The organism is Roseobacter sp. GAI101, from assembly GCF_000156335.1.
Classification (GTDB): Bacteria; Pseudomonadota; Alphaproteobacteria; order Rhodobacterales; family Rhodobacteraceae; genus Sulfitobacter.
Genome location: NZ_DS999213.1, coordinates 1,104,284 through 1,127,603 on the forward strand (window position 1 = coordinate 1,104,284; position 23,320 = coordinate 1,127,603).

Here is a 23,320-nt window from a genome sequence, read left to right on the forward strand (position 1 = left end):
TCATCGCTCATTTTCGGGTCACCCGCAGCATACGGTCCAGCATGATTGCCACGACCACGATGATCAGACCCGATTCAAAACCCAAACCGGTGTTGACCTGATTAAGCGCGCGCACCACAGGGACCCCGAGCCCGTCCGCGCCCACAAGTGCGGCGATCACCACCATCGACAGCGACAGCATGATCGTCTGGTTCAACCCTGCCATGATCTGCGGCAGCGCATAGGGCAATTCGATTTTCCACAAGGTCTGGCTGGGCTTCGCACCAAAGGCCTGCGCGGCCTCAAGCAGGGATTTCGGGGTAGACGCGATGCCAAGCTGCGTCAGCCGGATCGGCGCGGGCAGCACGAAGATCACCGTCGCAATCAGCCCCGGCACCATGCCGATGCCGAAAAAGACAATCGCCGGAATAAGATAGACGAAAGTGGGCAAGGTCTGCATCAGGTCAAGTACAGGGGCCATATAGCGGTAAAGCCTGGGGCGATGGGCCGCTGCGATGCCGATCGGCACGCCGACGCCCATGCATACGACGCAAGCCGACAGCACAAGCGTCAGGCTTTCGGTGGTTTCTTCCCAATAGTCCTGATTGAGAATGAACAGAAAGCCCAGCACGACAAATACCGGCGTTTTCCAATTGCGTTGCAGTGCCCAGGTAAAGGCGGCAAAAACGGCGATGATGTAGAAAGGATGCGGGGTTTGCAGGACCCACAGGATTGCGTCGATCAACGCCTCCATCGCGACAGAAAGCCCGTCGAACATCCAGCCCGCATTGATCAGCAGCCAGTCGAACACCGCCTCGGCTGCGTCATCTATGGGGATTTTATTGTCGGTGAGCCAGTCCATGCGAACCTCCGGGATGTTTCGGGCCAGTCATAGCATAAAAGGGCCCACTCTGCGGCAGGCCCTTTTGATCGCAAAGCTTACATTATTCGACGATCGACTTTGCAGCCGCCATCGCATCGCCACCATCCACGGTCGTCACGCCCGCAAGCCAGGTTTCAAGCACGGCTGGATTTGCCTTGATCCAGGCGGTTGCGGCCTCGTCGGGGTCTTGACCGTCGTCAAGGATGGCCCCCATGATCTCGTTCTCCATGGCCAGCGTGAATTCAAGATTGTTCAGCAGTTTCCCGACATTGGGGCATTCCGCGACATAGCCCGCGCGGGTGTTGGTATAGACCGACGCACCGCCCAGATCGGGGCCAAAGTAATCATCGCCGCCCTCAAGATAGGTCAGTTCGAAATTGGCGTTCATCGGGTGTGGCTCCCAGCCCAGGAACACAACCGGCTCACCCTTGGCGGTGGCGCGCTTGACCTGTGCCAGCATGCCCTGTTCGGAGGATTCCTTGACCTCGAAATCCTTGAGGTCAAAGGCGTTGGCGTCGATCATCGACTGGATCAGTCGGTTGCCGTCATTGCCTGGCTCGATGCCATAGATCGTGCCGTCCAGCGCATCGGCATTGGCCGCGATGGCACCAAAGGTGGTGATGCCCATGTCAGCGGCGGCCTTGTTCACGGCCAGCGTATATTTCGCACCGTTCAGGTTGGCACGCACGGTGTCGACCGTACCCGCATCGCGGTATGGCGCAATGTCGGCCTCCATCGTGGGCATCCAGTTGCCCAGAAACACGTCGACATCGCCCGCCGCCATGGCGGTATAGGTGACCGGGACGGACAGGATCTTGATGTCGGTTTCATAGCCAAGCGTCTGCAGCACGACGGTCGTCGCGGCGGTTGTGGCAGTGATGTCCGTCCAGCCTACGTCGGAAAAGGTGATTTCGTCACAGCCCGCAGCCGACAGGCTGGAGGCAAGGCTTAGGGAAAGAGCGGTGGTCGCTGCGAGAATTTTCATGGTGGTATGGCTCCCGGTGTTGTAATATTTGATGGCGCAATAGACCGCCAATGCCCCGCATGATGCAACCCGTTTTCTGGGCCTTGCATGACGGACAGGGCCGTTGGGCGGCAATCACGGCGCAGGAAACCAGCGTTGGCGTGATGCTTAACGCGGCCCCATGCGGCAGAGATAAAGGAAAAGACACCAAGATGACACTGGATTCACCCAGCTGGATCGGCATGGACTGGGGCGCGGCAGGCGTTCGGGTCTGGGTCCATGACGCGACCGATCAGATCATCGCAGAAACCCGGATACCGTCCGTCGGCGTGCATCAGATCGCCGATCAGATGGCTGTCTATCTGCCGGAAAACCAGACGACGCCAGTGATCTGTTCAGGGTTGCCGTTTATCCCCGCCTCTGCCTACCCCGCCGTGCCTGCGGCCGCCGTCGCTGGCCTGTTGCAGGTCCAAAGTGACGATCCACGCCTTCAGCTACTTGCCGTACCGGGGCTGTCCCAGAAAAAACCTGTGGATCTGATGTGCGGATGCGAAACGGCCATCTCCGGTGTCCTTGCGGCCGATCCCGAATTCGACGGTGTCATCTGTTGTATCGACAGCAAATCCACCTGGGCTCAGATCAGTGCGGGCGAAGTCGTCAGCTTTCAAAGCTTTCTGACTCCTGAAATTACGGCCAGCTTGATACACGCGCCCGTGCTGGCCCAAGCCGTGACGCAAGGCGGATTGGTTCAGGATGATTTTGCCGAAGCGCTGGAAACCATCATGGCACGACCCCAAAGTTTTGGGGCCGAACTGGCGCGCATTCCCGCCGTTGCCGCGCTGACGGACAACGACGCCGCCACCGGCTGGTCACGGCTGATGGGGGCCGTGATCGGGCTGGAGCTGAGTGGCGCGCGGCCTTACTGGTTGGGACAGAGGGTCATGATTTTGGGTGATGATGTGATGGCCCCGCTTTACGCAGCGGCCCTTGCCCATGCCGGATTGCAGGCGGAAACGCAGGGGCGGGACGACGCGGTGCTGGCTGGACTTCGCCATATTCATAAGACATATGTTGCAGCGAAATAGGCATTTGGCCGGTCATGTTCAGGGTCGCATAGACTTGGGGGTCAGACCTTGGAAGGTACCCCTTGTACCGTCCGGGCATCCCAAGTCCGATCCACGCTTTTGCCGCAACACAGGAATTCCCACTGGTGTCCCAAGATTATTCCGCAAAAGTCGATGTATCCGCCAACCGCAACGCATCAAAATGGACCGTCAGAGAAAAGCTGGGACGCGTCTTGTGGGGGGGCGCGTCCTTGGTCTTTCGTCTGGTTCCCCGGCCACTTTGGGGCATACGGCGCGCAATCCTTCGGGCTTTCGGTGCGAAAATCGGATCGAACGTCCATATTCACCCCACGGTGCGGATATTCATCCCCTGGAACGTGACGATAAACGACCAAGCGGCCGTCGGCGACCGCGCAATACTCTACGCCCTTGGGCCGATTACCATCGGCGCGCGCAGCACCGTGTCCCAAGGCGCGCACCTGTGTGCCGGCAGCCATGACTGGCGCGACCCGCGGATGCCGTTGCTGAAACTGCCGATCGAGATCGGCGAAGACGCATGGGTGGCCGCAGACGCCTTTGTGGGTCCAAACGTTGTCATAGGCCCCCGCGCAATTGTCGGCGCAAGATCGGTGGTGATGAAAGCCGTCGAAGCCGACCAGATCGTCGCCGGTAATCCGGCCCGTCCGATCGGACACAGACCGCCCCACGGTTTCGACCAGCCAGCGGACAGCCTCACGCCGGATCGGCCATCGACTTGAACGAACCCACCTTTGCTTGATAGGGGGCATAAAGATGCCGATGATTAAAAAATGGTCGACAATCGCCTCGCCCCGGCCCAGATAGGCCGCTTATCAGAATTCCCAACCAATGGGTGGTCGCCATCAACCGCAGCACCGATACGCAGGCAACCAGATACGCGCAGTCGGCACGCACGATCTGCGCCTTGCAGCCGCAGATCCTTGTAACTGCACCTCGGTCTGCCGACTACGCCCCCTTATCGATTGAATACACCTGAATGCGCCTGCCCCGTCTTCCCACGTCAGCTTATCTATTCGGCTTGAACGGATCCGTTGCCGCGGTCCAGATGGTTTCAAGCATTCTGCTTGCCCGCGTTCTGGGCGTCGAAGGACGGGGTATTTTCGCAAGCTGGGTCATCCTGGGAAGCGCCGCCAGTGGCGCTGCTCTTTTCGGATTGCACCTGTATGCCGGTCGCGCCGCCGCGCAGGAACCGAATGCAGTAAAGGATATCTACAAGCGCGTCTTTACGTCTGCGCTTTATCCGATTTCAATCGCCTGGCTTCTGCTTTTGATCCTGTTCCTGTTCAAGGATCTGGACGGTGGCATGACAAGTTTTGCGCTGGCGTGCGCATTCGTTGCATTCAGTGTTTTCAACGCCATACAGGTTCAAGTCGAAATTTCGCGGAACTCGCTCAAGACCTATGCCCTTGCGCGTGGGTCCTTTGCAATCTTCAACCTGATCGGGATTGCCTCCGTTTACCTTCTCTTCGCAAATACGCCGCTCAACTACTTCTGGGCTCTTGTGCTGACCGCCGCATCGGGCGCTGGCATCACCTATTGGGCTATCGGTCGAACGGTACCGGGTGCCGCAACGCCCTGGAGCGTGAAACAAAGCCCGTTCTCAATATTGCTCGATGCCAAGAAAGACGGAATGGCGACCTTGATGGTGGCATTGGCAACCATTGCGGACCGCTTGTTCGTCACCCTGCTGTTCAGCGCTGTCAATCTGGGCAACTACGTAGTCGCGATGTCCATTGCGCAACTGCAATCCCTCTTCAGCGAAGCGATGGCACCATTGTTTTTTGCACGCATGTCGGCGTTGGGACAAAATGACAAGCTGGATAAAGACTGGCTTTCCATGCGCATCCGTCAATCCACGATCGTGAATGTTCTGTCCGCCATACTTACATTCTGCGCTTCGTTCTTCGCTATTCCGATCCTGTTTGGCCCCGAATTCAGCGGCGCGATCGGCTTGGCGTGTTTCCTCATTCCGGCCTTCGCGCTCAAGGCGATCATGCGCCCCTTTGAAGAGGCTCTTAAGGGGCTGAACAAATCATTGCAGCAATCTTTCGGTCTGATCATCTGGTTCAGTGCATTCGTGATCCTTTGCATCCCGGCCGTCATCTTTGACAATGTCTATTATATCGCCGCTGCCATGGTCGGTGCAGGACTGATTGGTGTCTTTACAATGGCCAGCCTCTTGAAGAAGTTAACCCAGATCCACCTGACCGATATGCTGGTTCCCCGAAAGTCCGATTTCAACGGTTTGATACGCGAAATTACCCGCAAAGGGGCATAGGAGTTTCTGATGAGTGTTGAATTTCAGTTTATGTGGCTGGTCCATGTTATATTTGTTATTTCGACGCTGTCAGTTGCGTGGGTCCGGTTTCGACAGCTCCTGCATCCGGTTTTCGTCTTCACGACAATCCTTTGTGTGATGCTTTCGGATTTCATCATTCGCGGTTACGACGACTATAACCTCGAAAGCTTGTGGCCTGATGTCATTGTCGAAGCTCAGACCACGATCCTGCTGATCTTTGCTGCAACGCTTTGCATTGTTCACCTTGTACCGACGCAAAAGATCAACATCACGTCAAGCGCATCAGAGCGTCTTTCAAAAAATCAGGCATATATATTCCTGGCCGGTGCGGTATTCATTATCGGCTTCGAGCTTTTCAAACGGTATATTTCCGTCAATGGCTCGTTCTCGGAATTGATCTTGCAGTCGCTGCAACCCCGGGGCGAAAGAAACTGGGATCAGGCGGCATTTAACGGAAACGCCTTGTTCTCACTCTTGACCAGCCTGTTCCCATTGGCTTCGATTGTGTTCTCATTGCTTATTCTGGAACGCCGTGGCGTCGTTCGGTTCATTTCGATCATTGGATTTCTGATTTCGATGAGCGTCTTGATCACCAACGGAAGCCGGACCCCCGTGGTGATTACGCTTTTCATCTTCTGGATGCTCGGGATGTTCCGGCTGAAAAGCAGGTCCGGCCGTATCGCATTGACCGTCGCTTCGGTTGCAGGCGTTGCGATGCTTACCTCGGCGATCCTGCTGTTCCGCAGCACCGGGTTTCTGGAGGTTTCCCTGTCGGATAATTACGAAGTCACCTATCACCAAGATGACAGCTATTACCGGGCGATCTACGCGTATGATGTTGCCACGACCAGCAACTATAACTGGGATGCAGCCACACATTTCGGGGTCATTCTGACAAACCCGATACCAAGGGCGATCTGGCCGAACAAGCCGTTCCTCGATACGTATTTCTTCGGCCCCTACAAGCTTGATTACGTGACGACCCTGCATGTCGGCGAAATGGTCGCCATCTTCGGACCTGTCGGGATGATCATCCCTTCAATACTTTGCGGTCTCTTTGTCTTTTTCGTTCTTCGGTGGGCGTATCGCTATTGCGGCTTCTCTATGGGGATACCGATATATCTGATCTGGGCGCTGTATTGCTACATGTGTATTCGCTCCACTCTGAATGTCTCTTACTTCATCTATCTTCCGCTTGGTGCATCCTTGGTATTTTCCCTACAAAGCCGACGGCGGCAGAAGAAAATACTCAAGGATGAAAGGCAGGCGACGGCCATTGCCTTTGCCAATCCAGCAGATGGCGCGCGCTCTTCGCGGTACTAACCGCCCTCCTCCTGCCACGTCATTTGTCGTCGAAAGATCATTTGCGGTTTCTGGCCTCAGCGTTCCTTGATAGGCGTGAGTAAGGCGCTGTCAAAACAGACGGTGGCATTCGAACATGTGCCGGAACCGACGGCGATATCTATTGTGAAACCAGATTTAACCATTATTGGGTCCTTTCAAAAACCGATGCTGCGCCTGTGGCTCCAAGAACCCCATTGACCGTCGACCAAGGAGAATACAGTGCAAATTCTGTTTGATGCAGGCTCGATGACGGCGCTGAGGGCGCAGCGAAAAGATGCTGAAACCGGTCAGGACGCACCGCTTAGGTGGCATTTGCTGGTTGATCAATTCGCAAAGATCTACACGGGCAATGCCGTGGAACCGCACCGAAGGTCCGATACCCTCAAGTCCGATCGTTTGCTTTTTACGTGGCACCCGTCGGTGGGCGCTTTGGGTCAGGCTGCCTTGGGTAAGGTCGGCTATCTTTGCTGGGGTGTCGGCGCGATGAATCCCGCGCGGCGTATTTTTCTAAGCACACTTCTCCGCCTGTCCAAACACCTGTTGGTCAACGAGACCACATCCGAAAAGGAAGTAAGGGCCTTAACCGGGCGCAGACCCCACATGGTTCCGATGTTCATTGATTACGAATATTTCGGCTTCAAAAGCACCGAAGACCGCGAGGATTTTCTGTTTTGCAACGGCAGCAATGGCCGCGATCCAAAGCTGTTGGTTCAAATTGCCCAAGCCGGTCATCGTGTAGTCTGGCTATGCAACCAGCCGGAATTGATCGAAAACTACGCGACAGTTCATCCTAATCTGAAAATCGTGACGCGGATTTCCTATTCGGAATTGCGCAGTTTATACCAGACATGCGGCGCGGCGATCATGCCCTCGGTCGAAGACATTCATGCTGCAGGGCAGACAACCGGCCTCGAAGCGCTCGCATGCGGCGCGCCGTTGATTGCCTCGGCCGGGCGCAGTGCGACGATCTTTGCAGACCTGAAATCTGTCAATGTGTTGCCTTCAAACAGCTTTGATGGTTGGTTGGCGGCCATCAATGATGTCCCGCAACTTTGTCGATATACGCAGGATGCATCTGACTGGGTGACGCGGCATTGTGACAAAGACACGGTGATGCAGACCCTGGGCAAGGTGCTTTTAGACCGTCCCGCCCCTCTCTGACCAGAATCGAAAGTAGAGAATGCCCCTTATCCCCAAACTGCGCGGAGCTTTTTACGCCGCGACCGCCCCGCTTTTTGTGCGACGTGTCGGCAAGGGCACTATGTTTTTCGGGAATTTCCGCAAGGCCAATTTCGGGATGAATGCCAGCATCGGCGCGGGCTGCATGATCGGATATGGCGTTTTCATGCAGGTCGGGCGAAAAGCACAGGTCATGATCGGTGATCATTCCAGCCTCAACACCGGGTGTCATGTCGTGGCCAGCACGAAGATCACCATCGGGTCTAACGTCGCGATAGGTGAATATGTTACCATTCGCGATCAGGATCACCTTTTTACGCCCAAAAACGGTGTGCGCGGCGAAGGCTTTTTCTGCGCGCCCGTGGTGATCGAGGACAATGTATGGATCGGACGTGGCGTGCATATCGGGCCCGGGTCGGTAATCCGGTCGGGCACGATCGTCGCCGCCAATAGCGTGGTGAACGGCACGGTCGGACCGAACGAACTGGTGGCCGGCGCACCCGCCAAGGCCAAGCGGCGCATCGGCCCTGACGGCGAACGCCTTCCGATGCTAAAAGACTGAAACCAATTTTTTGGACAAGAATGCAACAACATGACTAGAATCGCGATTTTCACGCGTCAGATCGGCCCCTATCACGATGCGCGGTTCCGAGCCGCTTATGCGGTCTGCCCCGGTGTGACCGTGGTTTCGACCGCCTCACAGGGCTGGTTCAAGGAATTTACCTCGTTTGACCGCTCAGGCGGGTATCCTGTTGTGACCCTTTTTAATTCGCTCACCGAATATGATGCCGCCATTCGAGCCGATCAGATGCGCGAGGCCGTTTTCGGGGCTTTGGATGAAATCAGGCCCGATTGCATCGCCATAGGGGGGTGGGCAGCCGCTGAAAGTGCTGCGGCCCTGCTATGGGCCGCTGAAAATGGCTGTCCTTGCATCATCACGTCGGAAAGCCAGGCCTTTGATGCGCAAAGGTCGCGTAGCAGCGAATGGATCAAGAAGCAGATGGTCAAGCTTTGTGACGCCGCTTTGGTGGGTGGCTATACCCACAAACGCTACATGCAGGACCTGGGGATGGCCGAAGACCTCATTTCCCTTGGATATAATGCTGTTGATAACGAACATTTCAAAATATCTGCGGCCGCCGCGCGTGAAGATGCCGATCGCTTGCGCGCAGAATTCGATCTGCCGGACCACTACATCCTTGCCTCGGGGCGCTTCATCGAAAAGAAGAACTTTCCCCGCCTGGTCCGCGCCTATGCCGATGCCAAGACAGCCGTTCCCGACGCCCCATCACTGGTGATCCTGGGGGACGGCGACGAACGGGCAAATATCGAGGCCGAGATCACAGCAACCGGTATGCAAGATAGCGTTAAACTCGCCGGGTTTAAAACCTATGAAGACCTCCCGACGCTTTATGGACTGTCCGAAGGTTTCGTGCATGTATCGTTTGTCGAACAATGGGGTCTGGTGATCAACGAGGCCATGTCGACAGGCGTTCCGGTCGTTGCCTCGCACGCTTGCGGTGCCGCCAGTACCGTCATAGCGGATGGCGAAAACGGCTTTCTGGTCGACGCAACCCAAACGGCAAGCATTGCCGGTGCCTTGCAGAAATTGTTCCGGATGACGCCAGCGGCACGTGAGACCATGGGCGAAAATGCGGCGCATGCGATCGCGGATTGGGGCCCCGACCGGTTCGGAAGCGGCTTTGCAAGAGCGGTCTCGCAGGCCATGAAATCGCCACCGCGCGGCAGACTTTGGTTTTGGCAAAAGCTCATGTTGCAAAGCTTCTCAAAGCGGATCATCCGCGCCGTTGCCTAGCCCCCCTTTCTGAACACTGGAAACTCATTTAACAGCATGTATTCACTTGGTATTATTTTAGGGTCAAGTTCACATCAGGCCGGTGGTCTTTTCAACTCTGTACGCCGGTCGGCACAGGCTTTGGCAGATCTGGGCGTCGATGTTACGGTCTATGCGCTGGACGACGCCCCAAGCGCGGCTGATACCGAGGCATGGAAACCGCTTGAGCCGCAGCTGTTTCCCGCCCTTGGTCCGCAAAAGTTGGGGATGAGCCCGCAAATGCGCGCGGCCATTGCAAACGCCAACCATGATGTGCTGCATCAACATGGAATCTGGCAATACTTTTCCAACTATACATCCGAATTCACGCGGCGCACCGATCGTCCCAGCATGATTTCGCCTCGGGGGATGCTGGACAGCTGGGCTTTGGGAAATTCGGGATTTCGCAAGAAGATAGCAGGTCGGCTTTTCGAGGATCAGAACCTTGGTGCGGCGCGCTGCCTTCACGCGCTTAACATATCCGAAGCGCAGGCGATTTCGAGCCATCTCAAGGATGCGACCATCACGGTTATCCCGAACGGTACGGATGTCTCGGCTGATCAACAGGTTAACCGCCCCGACATCCTTGAAAAGCGTCCCAAAAACCTGCTGTTTCTAGGGCGTTTGCATCCCAAAAAGGGTCTGGATGAACTTATTGAAGCTTGGGCCAGCCTGAACCAGGGCACCACAGATCAGGTGTCGGACTGGCATTTGACGATTGCGGGCTGGGGCGACCAGGAGTTTGTTGAACATCTTCACCGGTCCATCGCGAAGACGCAGCTTAAGAATATCACCCTGCGCGGCGCTGCATTCGGGGATGAAAAAGACGCGCTTTTTGCAGCGTCAGATGCGTTCATCCTGCCCTCCCATTCGGAGGGCTTACCCATGGCCGTGCTCGAGGCTTGGGGGTCGGGCCTGCCCGTTTTGATGACACGTCACTGCAATATCCCAGAAGGCTTTACTGCACAGGCCGCAATCGAAATCCCGACTGATCCGACCCAAATGGTTGCGGCCTTGCGTCTCGCCTTGGTCCGTTCAGATCTTCGCCAGCTGGGTGTAAACGGTTTGCAGCTCGTGAAAACGCGGTTCGCATGGGAGAAAATTGCGAAAGAACATGATGCGGTCTATCGATGGATGATATCCGGCGGGCAGATGCCACAGTCCATATGGTCTGGCGGTTTATAACGCGCTGAACGCCACGCCATGGCCTGGCACCGCTATCCTTGTTATTGTTTCACCAATCGTCAGCGGTTCAAATACCGGCATTTGGCGAAATGGTGGTACCCTTGGTTCTATTTCGGCTTCACCTATGTCGTGAAGTTGGGGATGCTGGACGGGGGGGCCGGTTTCCACTATGCGGCGTACAAGTCCTGGTATTTTCAGACGATCCGGCTGCTGATCCGGGAACAGTCTGCGCTGAAAGACCACTGAATTCAAAGAGGAGACTGCCATGGCGCGTCTTTACGACAGTCGGAAACGTATCTTGATCACCGGGGGGGCCGGCTTTCTGGGCTCGCATCTGACCGACCGGCTGCTTGAACAGGGTCACGAGGTGCTATGTGCGGACAACCTGTTCACCGGGACGAAGCGCAATATCGAACATCTGCACGCAAATCCGCGGTTTGAATTCATCCGCCACGACGTGACCTTTCCGCTGTATGTCGAGGTTGACGAGATCTACAACCTCGCCTGCCCCGCCTCGCCCGTGCATTACAAGCATGATCCGGTGCAGACGACCAAGACGTCGGTCCACGGTGCGATCAACATGCTCGGACTTGCCAAGCGCTTGAATTGCAAGATCTTTCAGGCTTCGACCAGCGAAGTCTATGGCGACCCCTTCATCCACCCCCAGACCGAAGACTATTGGGGCAACGTCAACCCGATCGGCCCGCGGTCCTGTTACGACGAAGGCAAACGTTGCGCGGAAACATTGTTTTTCGATTACCACCGCCAGCATGATCTGAACATCAAGGTCGCGCGCATCTTCAACACCTACGGCCCACGGATGCACCATGCGGACGGGCGGGTCGTGTCGAATTTCATCGTGCAGGCCCTGGCCGGAAAGTCGATCACGATCTACGGTGACGGCAGTCAAACGCGATCCTTCTGCTATGTCGACGACCTGGTCGAAGGCTTCATCCGCCTGATGGCAACGGATGATGACGTGACCGGCCCCGTCAATCTGGGCAACCCCGGCGAATTCACGATCAAGGAGCTTGCCGAAAAGGTCATCGAAATGACCGGGTCAAAGTCCAGGCTGATCTTCGAAGACCTGCCCACCGACGACCCCAAACAACGCCAGCCCGACATCAGCCTGGCCCGCAGCACCCTGGACTGGGAACCAACCGTGCGGCTTGAGGAAGGGTTGCAGAAAACAATCGCCTACTTCGAAACCGTCATGCCTCAACTCGAGGTCGGGTGAGCGGATTTATATCTCATTTGAACATGTTACGCGCCCCGATGGTCATTCTCAGCGGGGCGTATTACTTGCACTGACTTCCCGATCATAAGCCTCCTTGATGAGTTGCCTATTGATGTTGTGATCCGTTCGGAACCTCACGGCCCCTCTGCGAACGTAAGCCTAAAGGTCGCGCCTTTACAGTCACAATCCGAAACCACGCTCAGCGTCCCCCCCCAAAGCTCCGCCCGCCGGCGTGCTATTGTCAGCCCTAGCCCACTTCCTTCAACAACGTCGCGCGGTTTCAGGGCTGAAAAAGGGTCAAAGATGGTCTCTTGATAGCACTCCGGTATTCCTTCCCCATCATCCTGGATATGAAGCGCACCACCCGTTCCGATATTGGTGACCCGAACAATGCCCACATCTGAACCATGATGTTTACACGCGTTTTCGAGAAGTGCCCTCAGAACACTGTTGAAGGACAGAGGGGGTAGTTTGCACATCTGCTTCTTCATTTTCAGGTCAATTTCAAATCCATCAGATCGCGGAAATTCGACCAAGGCCTCTCGAACGGCATCGCTCAACTCGATTGACGCGGAAGGTTCTTCCAACCAATCGAAAGTGCAAAGCTCACGTGTTGCATCGATCAGATTCTCGGCACGCTGGGCATTTACTTTGATATCGGACAAATATCGGTAGACGTCTGGCGGAACAACATCTTCGAGCCCCTCCAGGTCCTCGTGTATCCACTCTGGCAAAGTACCCGCAGCCCTGAGGCAGGCTCGTAAATCATGGACAAAGTGGGACACAAACTTTTCCCTTGATATCCTGAGGCCTTCCAGACGAGCCATCGCACCAATCATTCAAAACTCCGAAACCACTGCGCCCTCCGCTTCGGGTATAATTGGAAATTGTTTTCCAAATCATTTACGCAGCACGGCAAAATTCGGAAGGACCAAGCCAGAAATTCTATCGAAGGCCCATTTTGGTTATCAATATTTAAGAAAGGTAAGACAGCCTAGCCGAGAAATTTAAGGGTCCTAAGGGTGAAACAGTTCGGTTCTGATAGAGGTGGCACAAACACTGACGTGGATGACCACAGATTTTCGACGAAAAAGCTCAAGGTGCTCATCGTTGATGACTCATCCTTTGATTCACAAAACATTGAACGACAGTGCCGCCGCACCAGCTTGTACATGTCCATAGACACGGTGAGCGACGTTTCCAGCATGCGCCAGGCACTGGATGCAAAATCCTATGATATCATTTTTGTAGATTATCATCTCGCCCATGAAACCGGCCTGCAAGCCAGGCAGGTCATCAGCCAGCACTCTTTGAATTCCGATGCCGCCACGATCATGGTCACCGGCGAAGTGTCCCACGAAGTCGCCGTTACAGCGATCAAAAACGGGTGTGAAGACTACGTCGCAAAGACCGACCTTGACGCCATGTCGCTTGAAATGATCATGAAATCCGTAAGCAAGCGGCTTGAAACCCACGCCTCACGGGTTTTGCAAAGCGAAATGGATGCAATTCACGGCCGAACGATCAATGCAATGACCGAGATTGTGGAAAATCAACTCGGTGATGATCGCATTGTCGCCCTTCTTGTGCGCGCGCTACAGCAGATCACTTATATCGACGGCCACCCAACACTTCAACAAGCTCCAGATACTGTCGCACTGCTGGACATCCAAAAACCCGAGTTCTTCGACTTTCAGCAGCTATCTGAAGGGGCTGGTGATCGCGAAATCTAACCTTTCTACTTGTTTTTAAAGACGCTCAACCACGCTTTTGGACCTCAACGCAATAAGGGTGGACCATGTATTCATTTTTACATTCTGACTTTAAAAGTCGCAGAGGCTCTTGAGACAAGATGCCGAGTGGCGGCATCGACGATCTGCGCTCTTGCCGAAAAACGGGCATATGCTGGGATTTGTGATTTCGAACCTTCAATATGCTTAAGATCTGATATGCTGCGATCAAATTAACAATTTCCATAGATTAAGAAAACTGTAACTTTGGAAGAGCAGGCGGCCAGTGATCTGACCAATCAGTCCGGCCTGCTTCATATGATAATTCACCTATGGAAACGACAGTTGTTTTAAAGCGCATCACGGGTGTTTGAGCGCGTGGGATACTTGATGTTTGAGGCTCAAAATAAGTGGTTGAAGGACCTGCACGACGAAATCGGGAAAATGACCATCGCCAACGTTTTTTTGGCGAGAAGACCTACACACTGTATCCGAAAATGAGGCGCAATATGGTCCAACGGCACGCTTCAACTCTGTGCATGAGCACCCGATGCCCTACCTTTATCTCTATTGATCCTATTTTGTCATTATACCGCCAGTCGAACGCTGAAAACCTGCGTGAAACTCGGCCCACCAGAAGCCCAACAGTAGTAACGCCGGGAGGGGGCACAAGATTTCCCCTTGAGCCTCGTGTGCCTTGCCTATGAATCGGCCAAATCAAGTTTTTGGTAGTGCAAGCGGCACTGACGAATTTTCTATTCTTGCTCCTTTTCCCTTCCCTCATAACGGCTTTGTTGTGGTCATAGAAGATATCGGCGGGTGTGAAGTTGTTCAGTCCCTCAAGATAACGCTGTTTTTTGTAATAATCGACGCGGGCCCCGATCTGGCGTTCGATATCCCCGGACAGATAGTAATTCTCAAGCAACAGGCGGTTTCTTCATGGTCGGATGCCGTTGCGCTGAAGGCGTTCTAATCCCACGACGGGCATCGGGTTTGCGGTTCTGGACCAACCTCGGAAGGGAAAGCTGTCAGCCAGCGCATTGGGCTCACCATCGACGTAGCGTTCATATCGTCGCTGCAACGAGAAATTGTCGGGTAAGAGGTATCTCATTCCCCGAACTCCCCAGCCCCGCTCATGCTTTTTAAGCTATCCAATTTTTGAGGTTCGGATCCGCAGCGCATGCATTCAGAGCCAGTGTCTTGAAACTAAATCCGCCTCGGGCGATGCCCTGCAGTGCCTATACCCTGACAGCCGGGGCTTACCACCCTAAAGGAAATGCTCTATCAGACAAGCTCTCTGCAACACCCTCTCGGCATCACAGCATCGGAATCCTTTCCTTGCCGCACACTCCGGCCGAGATAATGCGGATTACCTCTATCGCAGAATAGGTCTGGCGAGCCTCGCGGCGGATGTTCTTTCCCAACTTGTCGGCAGCATCTTTCGACGGCTGGACCTTCATCCTCAACTCTGTTTCATAATCAGGAAGATGCACCAGAAACCACCCCTTTTTCAAATCCGCAAATCCGTCCCACGGGTGTCGACGTCAGACTAATGGATGAGTTGGCGACACCGTCGAAATGGGGAACTGTCGACCCTCCAAGAACAACACAACCACAGATATTGCTCCCTGAGTAAGACTTATATGAAATCATATTTGCAAACCTGATAAAACACCGCCAGCTAATATGATATTATCAAGCTGCGGTTTTATCGGGCATGGCTGGCCGTTTGAAGCGGACAAGTTTGGTCATTACTTCTAAAGCATCTGTCGCCAGTTTTTGTGCTGCGGTCTCTGCGCTGGTTAGAGCATGCAAACTTTTCGCTGAACGTTTATCTACAATCGAAAGGTCTTTTGTTGCTTGCTCGATGTTGGTGATCACGGCTGATCCCACTTCACTTATTTCATGGACCAAGTCAGTTGTCCGACGGGCCCCCTCGGTGATCTGCGTCAGAGCGTCGTTGGTAAGAGAAATCCCCTCTGCGGTGGCCGCTACCTTGTTCTTCACGTCATCTACATGACGTTTTATCCCTTCAGCGGTTTCATTTGAATTTGCCGCAAGTTTTCGCACTTCGCTGGCAACCACATTGAAGCCAAGGCCAGCCTCCTGAGCCCGAGCGGCTTCGACGGAGGCATTCAGGCTAAGTAAATGCGTTTGAACAGAAATATCTTCGATGACGTCCAGCGCGCTGATGATCTTTGTGACAGCGGAATCTGCATCAGACATCCGTTCAATCGTCAGCCGTGACACGTCCTGCGTATGGGCCGCTGCATCCTGGGCTTTTTGCGCAACGCTCAATGCTTCAAGAACACGGGCCTCGTTTCCCGAAGTCTTGTTTTCGATTTCCCGCAAACGTCCGACCAAAGTGCCGACCAATTCCTGATTTTTGCGCGCCTCTGCCGTTATCAGGTCGCTGTTCTGCATAATCTGGGTCGCTCTGCTTTGCACAGAGTTTGTTGACGCTTCGACATCCCCGATCAGGTCCACCAGAGCATCAGTCATCCGATTGATATCGCGGGAAATATCGGCGTAGACACCTTGATAATCAGCCGACATGCGCAGCGTGAGATCCCCGTCGGCGACGCTGGACACGACGCGCTTTATGTCATCAAGACTGGTCTGGGTGGAGCGATTAATGCTGTTGACCCCTTCACACAGGGCCAGCAAAAACCCTTGTCTGCCAAGGGTTTTGATTTCATGCGTCAGGTCACCTTTGCCTGCTGCCGCGACGGCACGTTCCACCTCCCCCAAGACTTCGGATATGCCGGAAAAACTTGCATTCAACTGTCTTTGAAGCGCCAGAAAAACGCCGGTCTGCGGCCCTTCGATCCTGCGCGACAGGTCGCCGTGGGCCATGGCACTGACCGTTTCGTCAAGTTCGTCCATTATTGTCTGAAGGCTTTGCGCCATGGCGTTAGCACCTTCGCTGAGCTCTGTGAATTCTACGGGCACCTTTTCGGTCTGAAGCCGCGCTGAAAAATCACCCCTCGCATAGCGCTTCATGACAGCATCAAGTTGGTTCATAAAGTTGTTGACGTGTTGGATGCTCATGTTCTGGGCATTTTCAGCATCCCGCCGCGACCGCATATCCGCCATAATCTGATTGAAAAGCACGGCAACCTCGAATGTCTCTTCACCGCGATCTAGGGTAATATTGGAAACTTCGGCCTGAGGGTTTTCGACAATCGTCTGCATGGCGCGCACAACGCTGGTCATGCCCAAAGGCGCGCGATGTTCCGAAATGTTAAGCCCTTCAATCTCGTCCTCAACAGGAACCCGTAATCCCGAACTGCCATCGGGACGCGTCGTGATAAATGCTGCAAGCTTCAGCGCTGTAAACGTGATACCAAATGCAAAGGCAAAATACAGGCACACGGCAAAAGCCTGAATGCCAATCTGCTCCATCCGGCCGGTCGCAAGGATTGCTTCGGGGCGCGCGAACACGCCGGCCAGGATGGTTCCCATGGCCCCTGCACCACCGTGAACCGCAATCGCCCCCAGCGGATCATCAAGGCCCTGATGTTCGAGCCACTCGCGCAGGAAAAAGGCCGTCGTCGATCCGATTGCGCCGATCAGAATGGCCGATTGCAAACCCACCGCATCACAGCCTGCCGTGATCGCCACCAGTCCGCCCAACGTGCCGTTAACGATAAATTCCGGACGGTTGTAGCCTTTGATCCAGCGCCCGACAAAGAACGCCGTCAATCCGCCGAATCCACCTGCAATCATGGTGTTCGCTATGATTTCAGCAAACTCTGGTGTTCCTGCCGTGGTCGACCCGCCATTGAACCCGATCCAGCCAGCCCATATCATCAATGCCCCGAACGTGGACAGGATCGGTGAATGTCCATGAAGTTCCACCGGTTTCCCGTGCTCATCGAATTTGCCATGCCGTGGTCCCAGCACGATAACGGCGGCCAAAGCGACCCATGCACCGACGGAGTGGACCACAGTTGACCCAGCAAAATCGATAAAGCCAAGCCTTGCCAGAAAAGGCTCCTGTGATCCGGACAAAAGCCCGCCCCAGGACCAATGACCGGCAATCGGGTAGATCACTGCACCGATCAAAATCGTGACCATGAAATAGCCGCCGATGCTCATGCGTTCCGCAATGGCACCAGAGACGATTGTCGCGGCCGTTCCGCAAAACGTGAGCTGGAAGACAAAGAAAGTAAGGTTCCAGTCCCCTTCCGTGTTGAAAAGGGCAAGGTCCCATGACCAGCCGATAAACCCGCATATGCTGTGGCCAAACATGAAGGAAAAGCCGACCAGCCCGAAAACCGCCGTTGAAAGCAGAAAATCCAACAGGTTCTTTTGCGCAACGTTGATCGAGTTTTTGGCGCGCACGGACCCTGCCTCTAGCAACAGAAACCCGCCTTGCATCATAAACACAAGGCCAGCGGCAAGCATCGTCCATACGTGATCAAGGTTGGTTTGCAGCGCAAACCTTTCGGTCTGCGCCAAGGCCGGGCCGGACCAGAGCATCGCAGCAGACACAAACAGAATGCGTTTCATAATAAGCCTTTCGAATCTTTGGAAATCCAACCAAAGAAAAGAAAAGTAATTGTGAACGCATTCTGTTCATGGCGCATCACGGCCCACAATCGAACCTGTGGCAGCCAATTATCCAAGATCAGCTTATTTTTTCATCATATCCGACCCTTCGCAGGGACGAATAATGAAGAATTCAAACTAGGCCTTGTGCCATTCCCGGTCACCATCGGCATCTTTGACCCGTGTCGGCAGGCCAATGTCATCAAGCAGGGTGAACAGCGGCTTGGGGTCCAGCTCTTCGACGTTCAGCATCACTCCCTGGTCGTACGTACCATCCGCGATCAACATCGCGACCGCCACCGGAGGCACGCCCGCAGTGTAGGAAATGCCCTGGCTGCCAACCTCGTTGTAGGCATCCTTGTGATCGGCGACGTTATAGACGAAAACCTCGACCTCTTTGCCATCTTTCGTGCCTTTTACCAGATCGCCGATGCAGGTCTTGCCAGTGTAGTTCGGCGCAAGGCTGGACGGGTCAGGCAACACGGCCTTGACCAGTTTCAGCGGCACGACCTCCAGCCCTTCGGCAGTCACGACAGGCTGCTCGGACAACAACCCGAGATTTTGCAGCACGGTGAAGACGTTAATGTAGTGATCGCCAAATCCCATCCAGAACCGGACATCGGCCTGCGGATAGTTGGCCGCCAGCGAATGAACCTCGTCATGGCCGGACATATAGGCCTTTTGCTTGCCGACGACGGGCAGATCCCATTCGCGGCCGACCTCGAACATCTTGTTTTCCTGCCACGCGCCCTTTTGCCAGCTATAGACCGTGCCGGTAAATTCGCGAAAGTTGATCTCGGGATCGAAGTTGGTTGAAAAATACTTGCCGTGATTGCCCGCATTGATGTCAACGATGTCGATCGACGTGACCTCGTCCATGAATTCGTCCACTGCGAACCGCGCAAAGGCGTTCACCATGCCCGGATCAAACCCAGCACCCAAAATTGCCGTCACGCCGGCCTTTGCGCAATCGTCGCGGCGCTTCCATTCATAGTTGCCGTACCATGGGGGCGTTTCACAAATCTTGCCGGGGTCTTCGTGAATTGCGGTGTCGATATAGGCGGCACCGGTCTGAATGCAGGCCTCGAGCACGGTCATGTTGACGAAAGGCGACCCTACGTTGATCACGATCTGGGCACCGGTCTTGGTGATCAGGGCGGCGACCGCGTCACTGTCCATGCCGTCGACCTCATGCGCATCAAACACGCCGTCCTGTTTCATCGCAGCCTTATCATGCACGCTTTGGATGATCGCCTCGCATTTCGCGACTGTCCGGCTGGCAATATGCAGATCGCCCAGAACATCGTTGTTTTGCGCGCATTTATGCGCCACGACCTGTGCGACGCCACCTGCGCCAATGATAAGAACATTGCGTTTCATGTATCCAAAAGACCTCTTTTGTTGTTTCGTTCGTTTGAGCAGATTTACGACAGGGCCGCTGCGAAATCGTCGTAGTCAAAATCGCGCACCAGACGCGTTGTCCCGTCCAGTTCACGGATTGCGATGCCCGGCATCTTGACCCCGTTGAACCAGTTTTTCTTGACCATTGTATAGCCTGCGGCGTCCTGAAACGAAAGCCGGTCCCCGGCCTTCAACGGCGCGTCAAAGCGGAATTCGCCAAAGATATCGCCCGCAAGGCAGGATTTCCCGCAGATCATCCATTCATGATCGCCCGTGTCCGGGCTGATTTTCGCGGGCTCTCGGTAGATCAGCAGATCCAGCATATGCGCCTCGATCGAACTGTCGACGATGGCTAGGTTCTTGCCGTTATACATGGTGTCCAGCACGGTCACCTCAAGCGTGGCGGCCCCTGTGATCGCGGCTTCGCCCGGCTCCAGATAAACCTGAACGCCGTAGGTCTGCGCAAAAGACTTCAGCCGCGCAGCCAAACGGTCAAGCGGGTAATCCGCGCCGGTAAAATGGATGCCGCCGCCCAGACTGATCCAGTCCATGTCACGTATCACCGCGCCAAACCGACCCTCGATTAGGGTCAGCATCTCGTCAAACCGTTCAAAACTGTCGTTTTCGCAATTGTTGTGGAACATCAGCCCGCTGATCTGGTCGGCAACGGCTGCAATCTGATCCGGATCATGTTCGCCAAGCCTGCTGAACGGGCGCGCGGGATCGGCCAGATCGAATTCGGAAGTCGACACCCCCGGATTGACCCGAAGCCCTTTGATATGCCCCTGCGCCGCATCTGCGAATTTGGTCAGCTGACCGATGGAGTTAAAGATGATCTTGTCGGAACACGCCAGCACTTCGGCGATCTCGTGATCGGCATAGGCGACCGAATAAGCGTGGGTTTCACCGGGGAATTTTTCATGACCCAACCGCACTTCGTACAAGGACGAGGACGTTGAGCCATCCATGTATTGCGCCATGAAATCAAACACCGACCACGTCGCGAAACACTTGAGCGCCAACAGCGACTTCGCCCCGGACTCCGCACGCAGCCAGGCGATTTTTTCAAGGTTCGGCAGCAGGCGGGCCTTGTCGATCAGGTAATATGGTGTTTGCAATTCACGATCTTTCAACACGTTTCCGTCGCTCCGTAGGTAGGGCCGATGGGTCAGATCGGCAAGTCTTTGAATCGGATGACCTGACTGAAACGTACCCGTAGCAGGCTGTGGCCCCCGCCCGCGTTGAGGCGAGCCTGAAATTGGCGCGCGGCCCTAGCCGCCTGGAAAGACACGACCCTGAAGCCAAAGAAGCGACGGGTAGGACGCGACCCAGAACCACACAAAACGGTTCAACCCGAACAAGCAGGCGTTCGCGATATGAAATCCGGCGGCGAGGATCAGCGCCAGGATCAACAAACCGGCGTTCAGAAAGCTTAGCGGGAAAAGCAGCTCGAACAGCATCACGCTCCATGAGGCAATCCACAGCAGTCGCGGGCGAAGCGCCAAGGCGCGCAGGGATAAAGCGACGGGGTAGACCGAAAAGCTGAACACATCGCCCAGCGCGCGCCCGCTGCGCCACTCCGGATTGATGATCTTGACCTGCCCTGAGATGAAATAGGACAAGATCACCTGAACCGCCAGATAGCCAAAGGCAACCTCTTGCAGCGCGGCAGTCGGCATCCACCGCGACAGAGATAGGCAATAAAGCACCAACAGGCCCATCCGATCACTGCCGCCATTGTAAGGCCCTTGAAACCGATGCAGCACAAAGATGCTGTGCACGCACAGTGCCAAAAGCACCCAAGCGCCGTAAACGCCAAACAACAGCCCGATGGAAAGCGCCGCACGCACACCAAAAAGCATCCACGCGGCGCGTGATCCAAAAATGTATTCGGCACTTTGCTGCAAAAACGCCAAGGCGAGCAGTATTTCGGTCGCACGCAGCGCGGCGTCCAAGGTTAGCATGACGGGCCACGAGGCTGCGCAACGGGGTCAGAGACGAAAACGATGTCTTCCACCAAATCCGCGCCATCCCGGTGCACGAACAACAGCCGGAACTGGACCAATCGCACCTGGGGGTTCATTTGCGTAGCGTCACTATCTGCCAAGATGCGCTGCGTGATTTCAGTGATGCTGCGATCGGTGCGTTGCTGTTCGATCCGCTCGGCACAGCTGACCACGAACAAATTGTCGTTCCAGACTGGGTTCCAGAACAGCCGTCCGATCATCTGAACAGCGGTGACAGCCTGCGGGCGCGGCCGGAAGTCTTGCCAATCGCCTGTGGTGGCATTCTTGTCGGTCAGAAACCTCCATTGCACACGCGGCGACGGTTCGATCGTCTTGAAGAACCGCCATGACGGCATGAGCACAGGCAAGATCAAGGACAAGGTTTTCCACATCGTCAGATGTAAGCCGCTTTCCGGTTAATACCGCGTGAACCCTGCCAGCCGGCGGATCAACCGCACTGGGTAAGGCGGTCGGTTCAACATTTCAAAAACCGGTGGCCCCGACCTGCCAGTCAGAATGTGACACGCAGTCGAATTCATTGGCTTGCTCTTGCCCTGCCCCGATACAGGTCCTACTGCTGGGGGACTGGGAATTTCCCCATCGTTTTTTGGGATGGCAAAGCGCAGATGACCACCGACTCTCCTTCACAGGTCACTGGCTATACGGCCGCTTGGGTGATCGTCTTTGTCTGGTCCTTTTGGCTGATCGTCAGCCGTGTCGCCAATAACAGCGGCCTGACTGTCTATGACCTGGCCGCCATGCGCTACGGGTTGGCGTCTGTGGTGGCCGTGCCGCTTTGCCTCTACTACAAACCGTGGCGGGGGCTTTCGCTGACACAGATGGCGGTGCTTTCGTTCATCTTGGGGCCGGTCTATATCCTCTCCGTCTTTTCCGGATTCCTCTTTGCGCCTGCCGCGCATGGCGGGATATTCATGAACGGGATACTGCCGCTGGTCGGCATTATTCTGGGTCTCGTCCTTTTCAGCGCCAAACCCAGCGCGCGCCAGATGATGGGGGCCGCGCTGATCCTCGTGTCTGCGGTCGTTCTTGCCTGGGACGGGGTCGCAACCAGAAGCGAGACAGCATGGATCGGCGATCTGCTGTTCATCATCGGGGCCGTGTTCTTTTCCTTCTACATGATCCTGTCAGAGCGGTGGCAGCTTGGCGCGATGCAGATCATCTTTTGCGGGACCGTCGTCAATGCGGTGCTTTATCTGCCCGTCTGGGCGCTGTGGCTGCCCTCTGGCATCGCTGACGCGCCAACGGGGCCGCTCTTGTTGCAGGCCGTCTATCAGGGGTTCGTGCCCAACCTGATCGGATTGCTGTTCATCGCCCACGCCTCGCGCAGGATCGGTAACGGCAATACTTCGTCGATCCTTGCGGCTGTCCCCGGTGTAGGCGGCATTCTGGGTGCCGTGATCCTGGGCGAAAGCCTGAGCCTGCTCAGCATCGCCGCCCTTGGGCTTTTGACCGTAGGGTTGCTGTTCAGCGTGCGCAAACGTCAGATGCTTCCGCCGTGAATTGGCGCAGATGTCCTACGGTCACAAGCCCCGCACGCTGTATTGAAGCGGGAGCATACCGGTGCCAGCCCCTTTGCCAGTTGTGCTGTATTCCCGCCTCAC

22 protein-coding genes are annotated in these 23,320 nt (G+C 55.3%); 13 read left to right on the forward strand and 9 right to left on the reverse strand.

The window, feature by feature from the left end:
- Positions 1-7 precede the first annotated feature (7 nt).
- On the reverse strand, positions 8-841 hold the full coding sequence (gene choW / locus RGAI101_RS05210; RefSeq protein ID WP_008226382.1) for a choline ABC transporter permease subunit: 834 nt from the start codon (positions 839-841) through the stop codon (positions 8-10).
- Positions 842-923: 82 nt separating this feature from the next.
- Positions 924-1,847: a choline ABC transporter substrate-binding protein gene (gene choX / locus RGAI101_RS05215; RefSeq protein WP_037229061.1), complete on the reverse strand. Its 924-nt coding sequence runs from the start codon at positions 1,845-1,847 to the stop codon at positions 924-926.
- Positions 1,848-2,038: 191 nt separating this feature from the next.
- On the opposite strand from choX, the gene RGAI101_RS05220 reads away from it, so the two are divergent.
- The 10 genes from RGAI101_RS05220 to RGAI101_RS05265 all read left to right on the forward strand — a co-directional run bounded on the left by RGAI101_RS05220 (position 2,039) and on the right by RGAI101_RS05265 (position 12,007).
- On the forward strand, positions 2,039-2,911 hold the full coding sequence (locus tag RGAI101_RS05220; protein WP_037229063.1) for a 2-dehydro-3-deoxygalactonokinase: 873 nt from the start codon (positions 2,039-2,041) through the stop codon (positions 2,909-2,911).
- A gap of 125 nt (positions 2,912-3,036) precedes the next feature.
- Positions 3,037-3,648 (forward strand): acetyltransferase, encoded by a 612-nt coding sequence (locus tag RGAI101_RS05225; RefSeq protein WP_157044632.1) that lies wholly within the window; start codon positions 3,037-3,039, stop codon positions 3,646-3,648.
- 257 nt (positions 3,649-3,905) lie between these two features.
- Positions 3,906-5,207 (forward strand): lipopolysaccharide biosynthesis protein, encoded by a 1,302-nt coding sequence (locus RGAI101_RS05230; RefSeq protein ID WP_008228245.1) that lies wholly within the window; start codon positions 3,906-3,908, stop codon positions 5,205-5,207.
- A 9-nt stretch (positions 5,208-5,216) separates the two neighbouring features.
- Entirely contained in the window at positions 5,217-6,551 is a 1,335-nt protein-coding gene (locus RGAI101_RS05235) for an O-antigen polymerase (RefSeq protein WP_037227458.1), read from the forward strand.
- Between the two features lie 240 nt (positions 6,552-6,791).
- Positions 6,792-7,733: a glycosyltransferase gene (locus RGAI101_RS05240; RefSeq protein ID WP_008225011.1), complete on the forward strand. Its 942-nt coding sequence runs from the start codon at positions 6,792-6,794 to the stop codon at positions 7,731-7,733.
- Between the two features lie 19 nt (positions 7,734-7,752).
- Positions 7,753-8,313, forward strand: a complete 561-nt coding sequence (locus tag RGAI101_RS05245; RefSeq protein ID WP_008228812.1) for an acyltransferase — start codon at positions 7,753-7,755, stop codon at positions 8,311-8,313.
- Positions 8,314-8,343: 30 nt separating this feature from the next.
- Complete coding sequence (locus RGAI101_RS05250) at positions 8,344-9,567, forward strand: glycosyltransferase family 4 protein (RefSeq protein ID WP_008229389.1); 1,224 nt, start codon at positions 8,344-8,346, stop codon at positions 9,565-9,567.
- Positions 9,568-9,603: 36 nt separating this feature from the next.
- Positions 9,604-10,770, forward strand: coding sequence for a glycosyltransferase (locus tag RGAI101_RS05255; RefSeq protein WP_008226543.1), 1,167 nt, complete (start codon positions 9,604-9,606; stop codon positions 10,768-10,770).
- Positions 10,771-10,788: 18 nt separating this feature from the next.
- Positions 10,789-11,016, forward strand: a complete 228-nt coding sequence (locus tag RGAI101_RS05260) for a hypothetical protein (RefSeq protein ID WP_008226040.1) — start codon at positions 10,789-10,791, stop codon at positions 11,014-11,016.
- Positions 11,017-11,035: 19 nt separating this feature from the next.
- A complete protein-coding gene (locus RGAI101_RS05265; RefSeq protein ID WP_008226654.1) occupies positions 11,036-12,007 on the forward strand; it encodes a UDP-glucuronic acid decarboxylase family protein in 972 nt (323 codons plus the stop codon).
- Positions 12,008-12,141: 134 nt separating this feature from the next.
- Here the strand turns inward: RGAI101_RS05265 and RGAI101_RS05270 are convergent, their stop codons facing one another.
- A complete protein-coding gene (locus RGAI101_RS05270) occupies positions 12,142-12,846 on the reverse strand; it encodes a sensor histidine kinase (RefSeq protein ID WP_083792008.1) in 705 nt (234 codons plus the stop codon).
- Between the two features lie 183 nt (positions 12,847-13,029).
- Between RGAI101_RS05270 and RGAI101_RS05275 the strand changes: the two genes are divergently transcribed.
- Positions 13,030-13,740 carry a response regulator gene (locus tag RGAI101_RS05275; RefSeq protein ID WP_083792009.1) on the forward strand — a complete coding sequence of 237 codons (711 nt, stop codon included), beginning with the start codon at positions 13,030-13,032 and terminating at the stop codon, positions 13,738-13,740.
- A gap of 700 nt (positions 13,741-14,440) precedes the next feature.
- A complete protein-coding gene (locus tag RGAI101_RS05280; protein WP_037227465.1) occupies positions 14,441-14,710 on the forward strand; it encodes a hypothetical protein in 270 nt (89 codons plus the stop codon).
- A gap of 343 nt (positions 14,711-15,053) precedes the next feature.
- Here the strand turns inward: RGAI101_RS05280 and RGAI101_RS21865 are convergent, their stop codons facing one another.
- The 6 genes from RGAI101_RS21865 to RGAI101_RS05310 all read right to left on the reverse strand — a co-directional run bounded on the left by RGAI101_RS21865 (position 15,054) and on the right by RGAI101_RS05310 (position 22,078).
- A complete protein-coding gene (locus RGAI101_RS21865; protein ID WP_157044633.1) occupies positions 15,054-15,230 on the reverse strand; it encodes a hypothetical protein in 177 nt (58 codons plus the stop codon).
- A 202-nt stretch (positions 15,231-15,432) separates the two neighbouring features.
- Positions 15,433-18,252, reverse strand: a complete 2,820-nt coding sequence (locus RGAI101_RS21185; RefSeq protein WP_008226261.1) for a methyl-accepting chemotaxis protein — start codon at positions 18,250-18,252, stop codon at positions 15,433-15,435.
- A gap of 177 nt (positions 18,253-18,429) precedes the next feature.
- Positions 18,430-19,671 (reverse strand): saccharopine dehydrogenase family protein, encoded by a 1,242-nt coding sequence (locus tag RGAI101_RS05295; protein ID WP_008225575.1) that lies wholly within the window; start codon positions 19,669-19,671, stop codon positions 18,430-18,432.
- A gap of 44 nt (positions 19,672-19,715) precedes the next feature.
- Entirely contained in the window at positions 19,716-20,810 is a 1,095-nt protein-coding gene (locus RGAI101_RS05300; RefSeq protein ID WP_037227468.1) for a carboxynorspermidine decarboxylase, read from the reverse strand.
- A 153-nt stretch (positions 20,811-20,963) separates the two neighbouring features.
- Positions 20,964-21,656, reverse strand: coding sequence for an HTTM domain-containing protein (locus tag RGAI101_RS05305; RefSeq protein ID WP_037227471.1), 693 nt, complete (start codon positions 21,654-21,656; stop codon positions 20,964-20,966).
- Positions 21,650-22,078 carry a hypothetical protein gene (locus RGAI101_RS05310; protein WP_157044634.1) on the reverse strand — a complete coding sequence of 143 codons (429 nt, stop codon included), beginning with the start codon at positions 22,076-22,078 and terminating at the stop codon, positions 21,650-21,652. The genes RGAI101_RS05305 and RGAI101_RS05310 overlap by 7 nt, the downstream gene beginning before the upstream one ends.
- 246 nt (positions 22,079-22,324) lie before the next feature.
- Between RGAI101_RS05310 and RGAI101_RS05315 the strand changes: the two genes are divergently transcribed.
- A complete protein-coding gene (locus RGAI101_RS05315; protein WP_008227438.1) occupies positions 22,325-23,218 on the forward strand; it encodes a DMT family transporter in 894 nt (297 codons plus the stop codon).
- Positions 23,219-23,320: the final 102 nt, after the last annotated feature.

Bases quoted from the DNA above. Each gene is read 5' to 3' on its own strand.
- choW (WP_008226382.1), bottom strand. From the start codon at position 841: ATGGACTGGCTCACCGACAATAAAATCCCCATAGATGACGCAGCCGAG.
- choX (WP_037229061.1), bottom strand. From the start codon at position 1,847: ATGAAAATTCTCGCAGCGACCACCGCTCTTTCCCTAAGCCTTGCCTCC.
- RGAI101_RS05220 (WP_037229063.1), top strand. From the start codon at position 2,039: ATGACACTGGATTCACCCAGCTGGATCGGCATGGACTGGGGCGCGGCA.
- RGAI101_RS05230 (WP_008228245.1), top strand. From the start codon at position 3,906: ATGCGCCTGCCCCGTCTTCCCACGTCAGCTTATCTATTCGGCTTGAAC.
- RGAI101_RS05235 (WP_037227458.1), top strand. From the start codon at position 5,217: ATGAGTGTTGAATTTCAGTTTATGTGGCTGGTCCATGTTATATTTGTT.
- RGAI101_RS05245 (WP_008228812.1), top strand. From the start codon at position 7,753: ATGCCCCTTATCCCCAAACTGCGCGGAGCTTTTTACGCCGCGACCGCC.
- RGAI101_RS05250 (WP_008229389.1), top strand. From the start codon at position 8,344: ATGACTAGAATCGCGATTTTCACGCGTCAGATCGGCCCCTATCACGAT.
- RGAI101_RS05255 (WP_008226543.1), top strand. From the start codon at position 9,604: ATGTATTCACTTGGTATTATTTTAGGGTCAAGTTCACATCAGGCCGGT.
- RGAI101_RS05260 (WP_008226040.1), top strand. From the start codon at position 10,789: ATGGCCTGGCACCGCTATCCTTGTTATTGTTTCACCAATCGTCAGCGG.
- RGAI101_RS05265 (WP_008226654.1), top strand. From the start codon at position 11,036: ATGGCGCGTCTTTACGACAGTCGGAAACGTATCTTGATCACCGGGGGG.
- RGAI101_RS05270 (WP_083792008.1), bottom strand. From the start codon at position 12,846: ATGATTGGTGCGATGGCTCGTCTGGAAGGCCTCAGGATATCAAGGGAA.
- RGAI101_RS05280 (WP_037227465.1), top strand. From the start codon at position 14,441: ATGAATCGGCCAAATCAAGTTTTTGGTAGTGCAAGCGGCACTGACGAA.
- RGAI101_RS21185 (WP_008226261.1), bottom strand. From the start codon at position 18,252: ATGAAACGCATTCTGTTTGTGTCTGCTGCGATGCTCTGGTCCGGCCCG.
- RGAI101_RS05295 (WP_008225575.1), bottom strand. From the start codon at position 19,671: ATGAAACGCAATGTTCTTATCATTGGCGCAGGTGGCGTCGCACAGGTC.
- RGAI101_RS05305 (WP_037227471.1), bottom strand. From the start codon at position 21,656: ATGCTAACCTTGGACGCCGCGCTGCGTGCGACCGAAATACTGCTCGCC.
- RGAI101_RS05315 (WP_008227438.1), top strand. From the start codon at position 22,325: ATGACCACCGACTCTCCTTCACAGGTCACTGGCTATACGGCCGCTTGG.